This is a genomic window from Streptomyces anandii JCM 4720 (assembly GCF_014650655.1).
GTDB classification, from domain to species: domain Bacteria; phylum Actinomycetota; class Actinomycetes; order Streptomycetales; family Streptomycetaceae; genus Streptomyces; species Streptomyces anandii.
In genome coordinates, this window is the sequence record NZ_BMVJ01000003.1 from 147,406 (window position 1) to 161,581 (window position 14,176).

The 14,176-nt window shown below is 72.3% G+C and carries 7 protein-coding genes and 1 pseudogene; 3 read left to right on the forward strand and 5 right to left on the reverse strand.

Annotated elements, in window-relative coordinates; genetic code table 11:
* A partial coding sequence (locus IE249_RS06670) for a type I polyketide synthase (RefSeq protein ID WP_189703831.1) occupies positions 1-2,891 on the reverse strand: 2,891 nt, incomplete at its 3' end.
* A 51-nt stretch (positions 2,892-2,942) separates the two neighbouring features.
* Positions 2,943-4,670, reverse strand: a complete 1,728-nt coding sequence (locus IE249_RS06675) for a fatty acyl-AMP ligase (RefSeq protein ID WP_189703832.1) — start codon at positions 4,668-4,670, stop codon at positions 2,943-2,945.
* A gap of 268 nt (positions 4,671-4,938) precedes the next feature.
* Here IE249_RS06675 and IE249_RS06680 point away from each other — a divergent pair, with 268 nt between their 5' ends.
* Positions 4,939-6,345, forward strand: a complete 1,407-nt coding sequence (locus IE249_RS06680) for an MFS transporter (RefSeq protein WP_189703833.1) — start codon at positions 4,939-4,941, stop codon at positions 6,343-6,345.
* Between the two features lie 116 nt (positions 6,346-6,461).
* On the opposite strand, the gene IE249_RS06685 is transcribed toward IE249_RS06680, so the two are convergent.
* From IE249_RS06685 to IE249_RS06695, 3 genes are all read right to left on the reverse strand, one after another.
* On the reverse strand, positions 6,462-7,184 hold the full coding sequence (locus IE249_RS06685; RefSeq protein WP_189703834.1) for a GAF domain-containing protein: 723 nt from the start codon (positions 7,182-7,184) through the stop codon (positions 6,462-6,464).
* 383 nt (positions 7,185-7,567) lie between these two features.
* Positions 7,568-9,058 (reverse strand): acyl-CoA synthetase, encoded by a 1,491-nt coding sequence (locus IE249_RS06690; protein WP_229857841.1) that lies wholly within the window; start codon positions 9,056-9,058, stop codon positions 7,568-7,570.
* Between the two features lie 173 nt (positions 9,059-9,231).
* Positions 9,232-10,341 carry an NAD(P)H-dependent flavin oxidoreductase gene (locus IE249_RS06695; RefSeq protein ID WP_189703836.1) on the reverse strand — a complete coding sequence of 370 codons (1,110 nt, stop codon included), beginning with the start codon at positions 10,339-10,341 and terminating at the stop codon, positions 9,232-9,234.
* A 433-nt stretch (positions 10,342-10,774) separates the two neighbouring features.
* Between IE249_RS06695 and IE249_RS06700 the strand changes: the two genes are divergently transcribed.
* Positions 10,775-12,661 (forward strand): hypothetical protein, encoded by a 1,887-nt coding sequence (locus IE249_RS06700; RefSeq protein ID WP_189703837.1) that lies wholly within the window; start codon positions 10,775-10,777, stop codon positions 12,659-12,661.
* Between the two features lie 98 nt (positions 12,662-12,759).
* Positions 12,760-14,176: pseudogene (locus IE249_RS06705) on the forward strand (hypothetical protein); the annotation flags it as partial.

A 14,176-nucleotide genomic window follows, 5' to 3' on the forward strand; every position in this document is an offset into this window, starting at 1 on the left:
AGGCTCAGTGCGGGGGTGACACGGGCCGCCGTCTCCAGAGTTTCGCCGAGCGGGACGAGGGCGATGGGGTGGGGCGAGACCTCCAGGAACAGGTCGTTGCCGTCCGCCGCGGCAGCCGCCACCGCCTGGTGCAGACGAACCGCCTGCCGCACGTTGGCACACCAATACCCACCGTCCGCGGTCACGGGGGCCCGTGGGTCCTCGAGCACGGTGGTGTACCACCTGGTGTCCGCCGGGCGGGGGCGCAGGGTGCGCAGAGCGTCGCGCAGCCCGGGCAGAACGGGATCGACGGCGGCCGAGTGGCCGGCTGCCCCGACGCCCAGCAGACGCGCGACACGGCCCTGGGCGGTCAGCTCGTCGACCAACTGGCCTACGCGGTGTGCGGGTCCCGCCACCGTGCAGCGGCGCGGGGAGGAATGCACGGCGATCTCCACACCGGGGAAGCGCGCGAGCATCTGTTCACGGACTTCCGCGGGCAGTTCGACGGCGGCCATCGCTCCGGCGCCCTCGGTGTCCAAGGGGGCCAGTCGCTCCGACCGGCTCAGGACGACCCGCAGGCCGTCGGCCGGGTCGAGGGCTCCTGCGACGACGGCGGCGCTGACTTCCCCCAGGGAGTGGCCCAGGACGGCGGCCGGCCGCACCCCGTAGGCGCGCAGCGTGCGGGCCAGGGCCACGTGCATTCCGAAGAGCGCGGGCTGGATGTGCTCCGCGCCGCTGTCGGGCGCCAGTGAGACGAGCAACTGGCTGAGGCTGGTCCCCGACTGCTCCTCGTAGACGCGGTCCAGCTCGTTCACCGCAGCGGCGAAGAAGGGGTCGTCCTCGAGCAGCCGCACTCCCATACCCGGCCATTGGGAACCGTGACCGGAGAACACGAAGACCGGCCGGCGGGTGCCGGGCGACCGGTCGACGAGGTCCTCCGCGCAGGGGATCAGCACCCCGGGCGCCTCTTCCTGACGGGCCAGAGCCGCGAGCCGTTCGGTGGCTTCCCGATGGGTTCGTGCGACGACGGCGGCGGTCACCGGTCCCCTCCGGTGACGGGCCAGGGTGTGCGCGAGGTCCTGCAGCGCGGGCGCCTCGCCGGCCGCCGTCCGACGGGCCAGCGCGACCGCTGCGTCACCGATGCGCTGCCGGGTCCGTGCCGAGACGACGAGCACGTGCGGTGCGGCTTCACGACCGTCGTCGTGCTGGGTGCCCTGCGGCGGGCACATGCCGTCGGCCGGCGCATTCGAAGGCGCCTGCTCGAGGACGACGTGCGCGTTGGTACCGCCGAACCCGAAGGCGGAGACGCCGGCGCGGGCCGGGCGGTCGCGCCTCGGCCAGGCTGTGGGTGCCGTGACGACCCGCAGCCGCGATCCGGTGAAGTCGATGTGCGGGTTGGGCTCGTGGAAGTGCAGGCTCTGCGGGATGCGCCGATGGTGCAGCGCCAGCACCGTCTTGATCAGACCGACGATGCCTGCCGCGCCTTCGAGGTGGCCGACGTTGCTCTTGACCGAACCGATGAGCAGTGGCTGGTCGTCGGGTCTGCCACGGCCCAGTACCGCTCCCAGGGCACCGGCTTCGATGGGGTCGCCCAGCAGGGTCCCCGTTCCGTGCGTCTCGACGTAGTCGATGCCGCCGGCGTCGATCCGGGCGTGGCTCAGCGCGGCGCGCAGCATGCTCTCCTGCGCTGCGGGATTGGGGGCCATCAATCCGGCGGAGCGGCCGTCGGAGTTGACCGCCGTGCCCTTGATGACAGCCAGGATCCGGTCGCCGTCGCGCTGGGCGTCCTCGAGCCGTTTGAGAACGACGACTCCACATCCCTCCCCCCGGGTGATCCCGTCGGCGGCCGCGTCGAACGGCTTGCAACGGCCGTCTGCGGCCAGCGCTCTCGCCTGCTCGAACGAGGCCGTGACCATAGGTGAGAGCAGGACGTTGACGCCCCCTGCCAGCGCGGTGCCGCACTCCCCTTCGGTCAGACTCCGGCAGGCTTGGTGCACGGCGACCAGGGACGAGGAGCAGGCCGTGTCGACGGTGATGCTCGGCCCGTGCAGGTCGAACTGATAGGACAGCCGGTTGGCGGCGATGCTGCCCGCGGCTCCGGTGCTGGTCCACGGGGTCAGCCGGGTGGCGTCGGCGGTGGTCAGCTGGGCGTATTCCAGGGCACTGATGCCGACGAACACTCCCGTGTCGCTTCCCTGGAGGCTGTACGCGGGGCGTCCGGCATGGTCGAGCGCCTCACAGCTGACCTCCAGGAGCAGCCGCTGCTGGGGGTCCATGACCTCCGCCTCGCGTGGAGTGATGCCGAAGTGGTCCGCGTCGAAGGCCTGGATGTCGTCGAGGAAGGCGCCCCGCCGGGTCGTCCGCTGCACCAGTTCCTCGGCACCGGGGCCGGTGGCGAAGTCCCGCCAGCGCCGGCCGGGGACGTGACCCACGAGGTCGCTGCCCGCCAGCAGACGCTTGAAGAAGCTCTCGGGACCATTGACGCCTCCTGGAAGGCGGCAGCCAATGCCGATGACGGCAATCGGGCAGCGCGCCGGCGAGGATTCGTCGCGCCGGTCGGGGTCCCTGCCGTGAGCCGCCACGGCGGCGAGGTCGCCGGGCGCGGACTGCCGCCCGTTCGGCCCCGGGGGGCGCCCGGTCATCGCCAGGCGCCGCACCAGGCGTTCGATCGTGGGCGCCTCCCAGAGCAGTGTGGTGGGCAGCGGTGTGTTCAGCCGGCGTTCCAGACTCCCTGACAGCGCGACGGCGGCACGGGAGGTGAGACCGTAGTCCACCAGGGGGCGGGCATCGTCGAGTTCGTTCTCACGGATGCCGCAGGCCTCGCTGACGAGCGCGCGCAGGACGGCCCGCAGTTCGGCGGGCTCTGTCCCGGCACGCCCGGGCGCCGGCGCCGTTTCCCTGTCTGCTTCCATCTGTGTCTCCCTGCGTGCGCGCCGATACGTGCCGTGCCCTCACGTGGGTTCTCAGGTGTTCGCGCCCGCGCTCCCCGTTCGTGACAGGTACTCATCGCGGCAGGCGCCGCGGGCGACCTTGCCGCTGGTCGTGTGCGGCACGCCGCCGGGCGGCACCAGCACGAAGTCGTGGACATTGATGCCGTGCCTCGCGGCGACCGCTGCCCGCACCGCGTTCGCCACCTGCGACCCCGTGGTGTCGTCAGGGCTCGCCCGGCGGTGGTGCTCGGCCACGACGACGAGGAGCTCTCCCTCCGGGCCGGGAACCGAGAAGGCCGCGATGCGGTGCGGCCGGATGGCCGGATGTGCGCTGTGGACCGTCTCTTCGATGTCGTGCGGGTAGTGGTTGGTCCCGTCGATGATCACCAGGTCCTTCAGACGGCCGGTCACATAGAGCTGCTTGTCGTGCCACACGCCGAGGTCTCCGGTCCGCAGCCAGGGTCCGGTCCCCTCCTCTCCGTGCAGCACGGCGCGGAAGGCGGCCTCGCTCTGCTCGGGGCGTCCCCAGTAGCCGCGTCCGATGTTCGGGCCGGAGAGCCAGATCTCACCGATCCGGCCGTCCTCCCGGCGCCGGTGTGTCACCGGGTCCACGATCGCGACCTCCTGACCGATCGGCCGGCCGCAGGCCACCAGTTCCGCCACCGGACGTTCACCCGGTTCCGCCGGCACGGCGACGCCCTTTCCCAGGGCATCCCGGTCGAAGGCGGTGACCGTGGGCGCCTCGCCCGCGGGTGAGGCGGACACGAACACCGTGGCTTCCGCCAGTCCGTAGGAGGGCCGCACAGCCGTGCGTGTCACGCCGACAGGAGCGAAAGCCGCGTGGAAGCGTTCGATCGTGGCGGGTGAGACGGGTTCACTGCCGTTGGCCATGGCTGCGACCGACGCCAGTGACAACTCGGAGCGCTCCGTCTCGTCGAGCCGCCGTACACAGTAGTCGTAGGCGAAGTTCGGCGCGGCGGTCATGGCTCCGGTGTGCCGGCTCAGCAGGCGGAGCCAACGGGCCGGCTGCTGGATGAAGGCCAGCGGATCCATGAAGACGGAGGGCATGTGGCCGACGAGTGCCAGCACGACCTGCACCACGAGTCCCATGTCGTGGTACAGCGGCAGCCACCCCACCGTGCAGTTGTGTCCCCGGCGAAGATCGTAGGCCTCCAGGATCTGACGGGCATTGACGCACACATTGGCGTGCGTGATCTCCACCCCGGTGGGAATGCGCGTGGATCCCGAGGTGTACTGCAGATACGCCACGTCGTCGGGTCGTGCCCCGCAGGACCCGGCTTCGGGCTCCGCCGGCGCCCGGACCAGTTCCCGCACGGAGGCGATACGGCAGCCCGGACCGACGCTCCGTGCCTCGCAGAAGTCCGAGAGGAGCCGGCGCTGGGTCTCGACGGTCAACAGCACCGCCGGGGCCGCGTCGCGGAGTACCGCGGCCAGTTTCTCCGCATGACCGGGCAGGGAGGGCGAGGGCAACGGAACGGCGACGGCTCCGGCGTGGGCCGCGGCGAGAAAGCCCACGACGTAGTCCAGCCCCTGCGGCGCAAGGACGGCTACACGCTCGCCCTCCGCACCCGCCTGGCGCAGACCCGTCGCGACAGCACGCACGCGGTCGTTCAGCTCGCTCCAGCTCAGCGAGGAGGCCGCGCCTTCGGTGTCTGAGCCGTGGTCGACGAACGTGAAGGAGGTCTCGTCGGGTGTCAGGGCGGCCGCACGGGCGAGATGGTGGCTGAGTGTATCCGTCACCGATGCTGGCACTTGCTCACCGAACCTTCTTTTTCAGCGTTGAGAAGCGGGTCCGCCGACAGTCGCGAACAGCGAAACACGCGGCGCTCGTTCTTTTCCGGCGACACGCCGACAAGGGCCGTTGCCCCGGCATCTCGTGATACAGATGGCTTGGATTTTCGAAGCGGTCGTGCGTGCATTGCGACTCTGAGGGCCACGACGGCGCGGGCCGCATGTGATGAAGCCGCCTTCGTACTGCTGGGCGGGCGTGTCGAATTGGGCAGAAATCATGAGCCGACTTCGCCTGTGGAGCGTCATTGTGACCGTTGTCTGTGTCACGTTCCTGACGGCCTTGGACAACAATGTGGTGAACGTCGCGCTGCCTGAGATGCAGGCCCGGCTCGGCCTGAGCGACACGGGCGTGCAGTGGGTGGCGACCTCGTATCCAATGGCGCTGGCCGGCTCCCTGCTCGGTGCCGGGCAGTTGACCGACGCCAAGGGACGGCGTTGGTCCCTGCTCACCGGCGTGGCGGTGTTCACGTTGTCGTCGGCGGGCTGCGCACTGTCGAGCACGGGGCTGACGCTGGTCTGTTTCCGCAGTCTGCAGGGCATCGGCGCCGCCTTCGTCCTGCCGGCGTCCTTGGCGGTGATGACGCACGACATCCCTCCCAGGATGCGGACGGCCGTCTTCGGCGCGGCAACAGCCACGCTGGCTTGCGCCCTTGCCTGCGGACCCCTGATCTCCGGTGCGGTCACGCAGCATCTGGGATGGGAATGGATTTTCCTCATGAACATCCCGCTGGGAGGATTCGCCTTCCTCGTCAGCACTGTTGCCGTGCCCGGTCCGGCCGGCCGCCGACGAATTCATCCGCGGCCGGCGGCAATCGCCGTGCCGGGTCGTCCGATCGCCTGGGCATGCCTTTTGCTGACTTCCCTGGTGTCCTGTCTCGTGCAGGGACCGGCGCACGGATTCGCAAGTCCTGTGGTCGTTCTGTGCGAGGCCGCTGCAGCGGTGAGCGCGCTTGCACTGTGCCGAAGTGGAATCGGCCGCCACCCGGCCCTCAAGGAACTGATGCAGAAACGGGCCTACAGCGGGGGGCTTGTCACACAACTGCTGTGGGGTCTCGGCGTGACCGGAGTTTCCTTCTACACCTCCCAGTTTCTGCAGAATGGTTTTCAGCTCAGCCCGACCCGAGCGGGCCTGACATTCACTCCCGTGTTCTCGGCCCTCTTTCTCGCGACTCCGTTCGTGGCCGCCCTGGCAAGGCGATGGGGAGAGGCCCGGGTCTGCGCCGCGGGCCTGCTGATGGTCGCCCTGGGGCTGCTGATGGTCGCCCTCGGCAGCGGACACCGGGGGCCTGCCGGGATGTTTCCCGGCTTGGTGGCCGTGGGCGTGGGCTCGTCATTGGCCCTTCCGCTGACCACCCGTGCGCTGGAGGCCTCCCCCGGTCACCTCTCCGGCTTCGCGGCCGGTCTGTTCGGAGCGGCACGGGAATTGTCCGGAGTCTTCGGCATCGTCCTCGTCGGCGCGGTGATGACCTCGGTGCAGCATTGGTGTCTGGCCCGGCACGTGACACGTCATGACGCGTCGCTGACCGCGTACCAGGCGGGGCTGAGCGCGGCAGCCGCCCTGGTCGCCGCCGGAGCCCCGGTCGCGCTCTGGGCCCTGCGCCGTCCCGTCCGGGATGCGCCGTAGCCGCTACCGCGTCGGGTAGGCACGGCCGGGCCGCCCTCCGCCGCGAGCGGGACCCGGCCGTCGCGTCCCCTGCGGCCGGAAGACGGGAATCGCCCCCGGCGGCCCGGGCGGTGGAGTCAGGCGCGTTCGTCCCCCTGCCGCTCCTGCGGAGTTGCGCTGCCGCCCCCGTCCGACGGGCTCCTGGGCCGGCCGAGCGCCGCCGGGACGGCCGCTCGGTCCGCCGTGCCCTGCACGATCCCGAGAAGCAGCGAGAAGAGGCGCACGATGCTCTCGTCGACGTCCGAGAAGGCACTGGCCTGAGGTGCGTCCACGATGAGCACCCCGACCGGCCGGGCCCCCGCATGGACGGGTGCGAGGATCGAGGACCGGTATGCGTCTCCCAGATTGATCACCGGGTACCCGCAGGTCGCACGGGTGTCCACGATCTTCATCGTCGTCCTGCGTCCCAGAGCCCACAACAGGTCCCTGCCGTCCTGGTCGTCGGCGGTGTACACCTCGGGGGCCTGACTCACGTCCCCGTACTGCCCCCGCCGGTGCAGGCGCCGGCCTTCCGCCTCGAGTGCGTAGAACGCGCATCGCGCGCTCCGCCCCACGGTCGTCGCCAGGAGGGCGGTGATCGAATCCACCGTCTGGACTCTCAGCTCACCGGCGGGTGCGGATTCGTGAGCGAGCCGGGCCACGTTCTCCACGACGGCGCACAGGTTCTCGCTGAGAGCCAGGACCTCCGCATCCGCCAGCGCCGCCTTCGAACGGAGGGTCAGGTACGCGGCAAGGCTGGAGCACGCGGCCCCGACCGCGATGAAGGCGGCTTGCACGACACCGGCCACGTGGCTGATCACGGAGCCCACCACGAAGGAGACACCAGGAAACAGCGCCGCCGCGAAGACGATGGGGAAACGCCTGTACCTGGAACGTCGTTGGACCATCGCTGCCTCTGACCGACCTCTGTGCGCCCGCGCGTGGCCGCACGAGAGCAGAGCACCTGACGTCACCGCACACGCAGGCCACAGAAATCGGGACCCGTGCGGCACCGCAGTGGATGGGCAGCGCACTGACGGCTGTGTCCAGTGACGCCGATGTCGCTCCCGGCACGCAAGTGTTGACGGCCGACCATCATCCGAACGGATCAATATTGGGCAGCAATGTCCACGACCGATGTCCTCGGGGAGCCGATGGCGGGGGCGCATGGCGGCCCCCCCTTCCCCCCCCGCAGGCCCTGAGCTCACCCCTTGCCGCTGCGGCCCTCCCAGTACGGCTCGCGCAGCCGCCGCTTGTACAGCTTGCCGTTGGGGTCGCGGGGCATCTCCGCGATGAAGTCGACGCTCCTGGGCCGCTTGTAGCCGGCGAGGCGGGCGGCGCAGTGGTCGAGGAGCGCGGCGGCGAGGCCGGGACCCGGTTCGTGGCCCGGGGCCGGTTCGACCACGGCCTTGACCGCCTCGCCCCAGTCGTCGTGCGGGACGCCGAAGACGGCCGCGTCGGCGACGGCGGGGTGGGCCAGCAGCGCCGCCTCGATCTCGGCGGGGTAGATGTTGACCCCGCCCGAGATGATCATGTCGATCTTGCGGTCGCGCAGGAAGAGGTACCCGTCCTCGTCGAGGAACCCGAGGTCGCCCACCGTGAAGAAGTCGCCGACGCGGTTCTGGCGGGTCTTGTCCTCGTCCTTGTGGTACGAGAACGAGCCGGTGCTCATCCTCATGTAGACGGTGCCGAGTTCACCGGGCCGCAGCCGGGTGCCGTCGTCGCCGAGGACGGCGAGCTCGCTGATGGGCCAGGCCCTGCCGACCGTGCCGGGCTTCTTCAGCCAGTCCTCGGCGGTGGCGAACGCGCCGCCGCCCTCGCTGGCCGCGTAGTACTCCTCCACGCACCGGCCCCACCAGTCGATCATCGCCCGCTTGACGTGGTCGGGGCAGGGGGCGGCGCCGTGGATGGCGTGCCGCATGGACGAGACGTCGTAGCGGGCGCGGACCTCCTCGGGGAGGGCGAGGAGGCGGTGGAACTGGGTCGGGACCATGTGGGTGTGCGTGCACCGGTGGGTGTCGATGAGGCGGAGCATCTCCTCGGGCGTCCACTTGTCCATCACGACCAGCCGGTGCCCGATGTGCAGGGACGCGCCCGCGAACTGGAGCACGGCCGTGTGGTAGAGCGGCGAGCAGACGAGGTGGACGTTTCCGTCGTAGGGCCTGATCCCGAAGATGCCGAGGAAGCCGCCGAGATAGGACTCCTCGGGGGGCCTGCCCGGCAGGGGGCGCCTGATGCCGCGGGGGCGGCCGGTGGTGCCGGAGGTGTAGTTCATGACCCAGCCGAGGGTGCGGTCCGCGGGCGGCGACTCAGGCTGTCCGTCCAGCAGTTCGGGGTACGGGCGGAAGCCCTCGGCCCGGCCCACCGCGTACCGGTGGGAGACGGGCAGACCGGCCTCCTCGGCGGCCCGGCGCGCCGCGTCGGCGAAACGCTCGTGCGCGATGAGCACCTTGGCGCCGGAGTCGGCGACGATCCAGGCGATCTCGGGGCCGACCAGGTGGTGGTTGACGGGGACGAGGTAGAGGCCGGCCTGGGTGGCGGCGAGGTAGGCGGTGAGGAGCTCCACCCCGTTGGGCAGGACCACCGCGAAGGCGTCGCCGCGCTCCAGCCCCGCGGCCCGCAGACCGTGCACGAGCCGGTTGGCGTCGGCGTGCAGCCGCCCGGCGGTCCACTCCTCGCCGCCGGGCGCGACCAGGACGCTGCGGCCGGGGTCGGCGGCGGCCTGCGCCCAGAAGCCGTTGGGGGGCGTGCCCGTCGTGGTGCCGGTGCCCGTACCGGCGTTCTCGGCGCGCGCTCCGGTCGGGCCCCCGGTGCCCGCTTCGGCGCCCGCGGCGGACGTACCACCCGTGTTCGCTTCGGGCGTGCTGCTCACTGGCCGCTCCTTCCGGCGATGCGGTTGACGCGGTCGACGGCCCGCTCGAAACCGCGGGTCAGGTCGTCGAACACGGCCTGGACACTGCGTTCGCTGTTCATCCGCCCGACGATCTGGCCGACGGGCGTCCCGAGCAGCGCGTCGACCTCGTACTTCTGGATGCGGGAGACCGCCTCGGCGACGAGCAGCCCCTGCAGCGGCATGGGCAGCGCGCCGGGCCCGGCGGGGTCGTCCCACGCGTCGGTCCATTCGGTGCGCAACTGGCGGGCCGGCTTGCCCGTCAGGGCGCGGGAGCGCACGGTGTCGCCCGACCCGGCGGCCAGCAGCTTGCGGGTCAGGGCGGGCGAGTGCAGGTCGGCCTCCGTGGTGGTGAGCCACACCGAGCCCAGCCACACGCCCTGGGCGCCCAGAGCGAGTGCGGCGGCGACCTGTTGCCCGCTGCCGATGCCGCCCGCGGCCAGCACGGGGAGGGGGGCCACGGCCTCGACGACCTCGGGGGTGAGCACCATGGTCGCGATCTCGCCGGTGTGGCCGCCCGCCTCGTAGCCCTGCGCGACCACGACGTCGATGCCCGCCTCGCGGTGCTTGCGGGCGTGCCGGGCGCTGCCCGCGAGCGCGGCGACCAGCACGCCCCGCTCGTGGGCGCGGGCCACCACGTCGGCGGGCGGCGAGCCCAGGGCGTTGGCGAGCAGCCGGACGGGATGGCCGAAGGCCACGTCCAGTTGGGAGCGGGCGACCTGCTCCATCCAGCCGGTGATGCGCCAGCCGGCCGCCTCGCCCTCGGCGAGTTCGGGCACGCCGTACTTGGCGAGGGTGTCCCGCACGAACCGGCGGTGCGCCTCGGGGATCATCGCCTCGACGTCCGCCTCCGTGACGCCCTCGACCTTCCGCGCGGGCATGACGACGTCGAGGCCGTACGGCCGGTCCCCGATGTGCGCGTCGATCCAGTCGAGGTCGCGTTCGAGGTCGGCGGGGGCGGTGTAGCGGACCGCGCCGAGCACTCCGAAGCCGCCGGCCCGGCTGATGGCCGCGGCGACGGCGGGGAACGGCGTGAAGCCGAAGACGGCGTGCTCGACTCCCAGTTTCCTGCTCAGCTCCGTCTGCATGGGCGCAGGATGCCGCAGTCCTCCGGACGACGGAAGACCGTTTCTGATACTCCGTCAGATCACCTTCCAGGGCCTGACCCCACCCGGGCACCATCGACGCGCGCGGCGCGTGATCAATTTCGGTCATTTTCTTTCATTCACGGCGCTTCATCATTCGAATAACAATCGACACTCGAAATACATCGACATCACTACTCTCCCTTTCTTTCATTCCGGGGTGCGCGCGCCAGAAGCGGCAACAAAAGCTCACGAATACGGGTCCCATCCGCTCAGCGGGCGATAATGTGAATCCGCAACCGGACTGGGGATTCCGGGTTCTGCGATCAGTCGTGGCCGCCTTCTCACCTGGGCTCATCCATGCCTGATGCACGTGCAACAGCGGTCGTGCGCCGCCAAGTCGCGGCACACCGGCCGTATCGGGGGGTGGGGATCAGTGCATTCGAACAACGGGCCGAACGCCCGCGCGGCCGATCTGCGGGCGGCGCTCCGCGTGGCGGACCAGCTGACCGCGGGGCCCGGCGCGCGCGACACCGGGGAAGCCGCAGACGTGGGGTACGAGGACGGGAATTCCGGCCGCGCCATACCGCCCGTCCGTCACCGCGTGGCCGCACTGGCCGCCGTCGGCACGGGCGCCGGGCCCACGCCCGGCGCCTGGGGTTCGGCCTGGCAGGACGTGCTCGCCGAGGAGCGGGCGCGGCTGTCCCGGGCGGGCCTCGGCTGGGTCCTCACGCGCCTCGCCGCCGGCGTGTTCCCGACCCTGGACGTCCTGGAGGTCGGCAGCGAGCGCCTGCGCCTGACCCGCCTCGCCTACGCCCCGGCCGCCACCGGCCCCGAGGTCATACGGCTCGCCGAGTCGGCCTGGACGGAACTCGCCCCCGCCTCCGGGGTGCTGCCCCCGGAGAGAGCCGCGCGTCTGTTCCTGCTCGCCGGCGGCGTCGGCCATGCCACGGCCGGTCTGGGCGAGGCGCTGCACAAGTCGCTGGCCGCCTTCGTGCGCGGCGCGCACCGCGACGACGCGACTGGCCCCCTGCTGCTCGCCGTACGGGCCACGGGCTGGCAGCCCCTGGAGCGGGCGGCCGAGGCCGTGCGGGAGGAATCGGGCGCGCTGCTGTGCCTGCGGCTGCCCGCCGACTGGCCCGCGGCCCCGGACGACCTGGTGGCCCCCCTGCCGCTGCGCACCACGGTGTGGCTCGCCGCCGCCCATGTCGACGGAGGCTCGGGGACGGTCGGCCTGGTGCGCCGGCCGCTGTTCGCGGCCGGCACCCGCGCCGACGACCACACCGCCGGGCCGATCGCCCACGTCCCGGTCACCGCCCCGCCGCCCGGCGCGGCCGGCGAGGGGAGTGTCGCCACCGTGGTCACCGGCGGACCCGAGGAGCCGCCGTCGCGGTGGCAGGCGCTGCGCGTCGACCGGCTCGAACTCCCGCCCGGCTCGCGCACCACGCTCCGCTACGAGCTGCGCGGCCGCCACCGCGTGGAGCTGCGCCACGACGGCCCGCACGAGTCCGAGCCCACACCCTGGGCCGTCCTGGCCTCGGGCACCCCGCGCCGGCTGTCCAGGCCCCGCCCGGTGGACCTGATGGTCGCCGTGGAGATCGCCGGGCCCCAGGTCGACGGGGGCACCGTCGTCGAGGAGCGGCTCCAGGAGGCCGCGGCCGTGGTGGACGCCGTGGCGGAGGCGGTGGGCGCGGAGGACACCCTGCGGGTCGGGCTGCTCGGATACCGCGACCACGACCCGCTGCACCGGGCCGGTGAGCACGAGCCCGTGGTGCACCGGCTCGGCATGGCGGCGGCGCCGGACGCGGTGCGCGGCCTGGCGGCCTGGCGCCCCAGTCCACTGCGGCACGACTTCGCCACCGGCCTCGAACACGTACCGCACGAGCTCGCCGCCTGGCGCCGCCTGTGGCGGCCCGACAGCCACCGGGTGCTGCTCGTGGTCGGCTCCCGCCCGCCGCATCCGCGCACCCGTCCGCCCCAGGTGCTGCGGCGCGGCGTTGCCGTGCGCATCTGCCCGGACCGGCTGGACTGGCGCTCCGCTCTGGCGACGGCCCGGCACTACGACGGCCTGGCGTGCGTGGCCGTCGTGGACGAACCGGTCTGGATGGAGGACCTCGCGGGCGAACCCCATCTCGCGCACTGGGCGGCACACGCCTGGGACGCGTTCGGCACCGAGGGACGGTTCACCGCCGGGCACGACCCGAGGCTCATCGCCGCCGCCGTCGTGGCGCCGGCCCTCTGCCTGCCCCAGGACGGCGCGCCGATCCGGCTGGTCGTCGCCGACGGCACCGCCGGCGAATGGCTGCACGCCGTGGCCGGCTGACGAAGACATCGCCCAACCAGCCGGTGCGCGCGAAAACGCGGACCGGACCACCACGCACGGCGGACACCCTCCGCCGCCCGTCAAGCAGGAGCACAGCCATGGTCGACGACGACGCGCGGCCCGAGCGCGACAAGGACGCCGAGCCGGACCGCGGGAAGCGGGACCGGGAGCGCGGGCAGCAGGACCGGGAGCAGGGACCGCTGGACGTACTGGGCCGGTCCACCCTCGTGGGCGGCAGGGCCGCCCTGCCCCCGCCCGCGCCGACGGCCCCGCCCGCGGGCACGGCGGCCGGCAACGGGTCCGCACCCCCGCGCCCCCGCCCGGGACCGCCGGACGGCAGGAAGGACGGCAGGCGGGAGGACGCCAGGGACCGGACGGACGGCCGGCGCGACGACAGAAGGGACGACGGCAGGGACGGCAGGGACGGCAGGGACGGCAGGGACGGCAGGCGGAACGACCGGAGGGACGACGCGGTGAGCGGCCGGGCCCGTGCGGCCGCCGCGCCCGCGCCCCGGTCGGCGCCGGAGGCGGAGCAACTGCCCAGCGTCTTCCTGGAGAAGCTGGACGAGGAGGCCGCGCCGGCCCGCGCCGAGAAGTCCGCGAGGAACGGCCGTAAGGCCGCCGCCCAGCGCGAGAACGAGGAAGCCGCCGCGCGGGAGCCGGAGGGGCGGGCCGCCCCGCCCGAGTCGGCGGTCACCCTCTGGGGCGGCATGGGCAGCGGCAAGTCGACCCTGCTGGCCGCGGTGTCCAAGGCCGTGCAGGACCCGCTGTACGGCAAGTGGACCATGTATCCGGCGGACCACGCCTCGCAGCGGTTCCTCGGCGAACTGGCCCGCGTCCTGTACCGCGATCGCACGTTCCCCAACGCCACCCTGAGGCCCGAGCGCCCGGTGCGCTTCACCCTGGCCGGAGACCTCACCGGCACCCGGTACTCCCGCGCCCGGCGCACGGTCTTCCGGCGCCGCGGCGAGCGGGAGCGCGATCTGACCGAGTTCCAGGTCAGCGTGCGCGACATGCCCGGCGAGGCGTTCGACCTGCACTCGCAGACCGGCGCCGCCCTCGGCGACCAGCTGATCCAGGACTTCGTGGGCTCCCGGGCCATGGTCTACGTCGTCGACCCCGTAAGGGAGTGGCAGGTCAACGGCGAGGGCGGCCCGCTGACCAAGGACGCCCGGCAGAACGCGGACTTCTTCACCGATGTCCTGGGCCGGGTGGCCACCGAGATCAACATGCGCGGCGAGCGCCAGGGCACCGTCCTGCCGCACAGCATCGCGGTGTGCCTGGCCAAGTTCGACGACGACCGGATCTTCCGCTTCGCCTGCGAACAGGGCAACGTGCGCGTCAACCCCCGTACCGGGCAGCCCGAGGTCATGGACGCCAAGCGGCTGTTCGACGGACTGTGCCACGCCCTTCCGCACGGCAGCCTGCGCGACATCCAGCGCCAGATCGAGTCGTACTTCGCTCCCGAACGCGTCGGCTACTTCGTCTGCTCCGCCGTCGGCTTCTGGGTCGACC

Bases quoted from the DNA above. Each gene is read 5' to 3' on its own strand.
- IE249_RS06680 (WP_189703833.1), top strand. From the start codon at position 4,939: ATGAGCCGACTTCGCCTGTGGAGCGTCATTGTGACCGTTGTCTGTGTC.
- IE249_RS06695 (WP_189703836.1), bottom strand. From the start codon at position 10,341: ATGCAGACGGAGCTGAGCAGGAAACTGGGAGTCGAGCACGCCGTCTTC.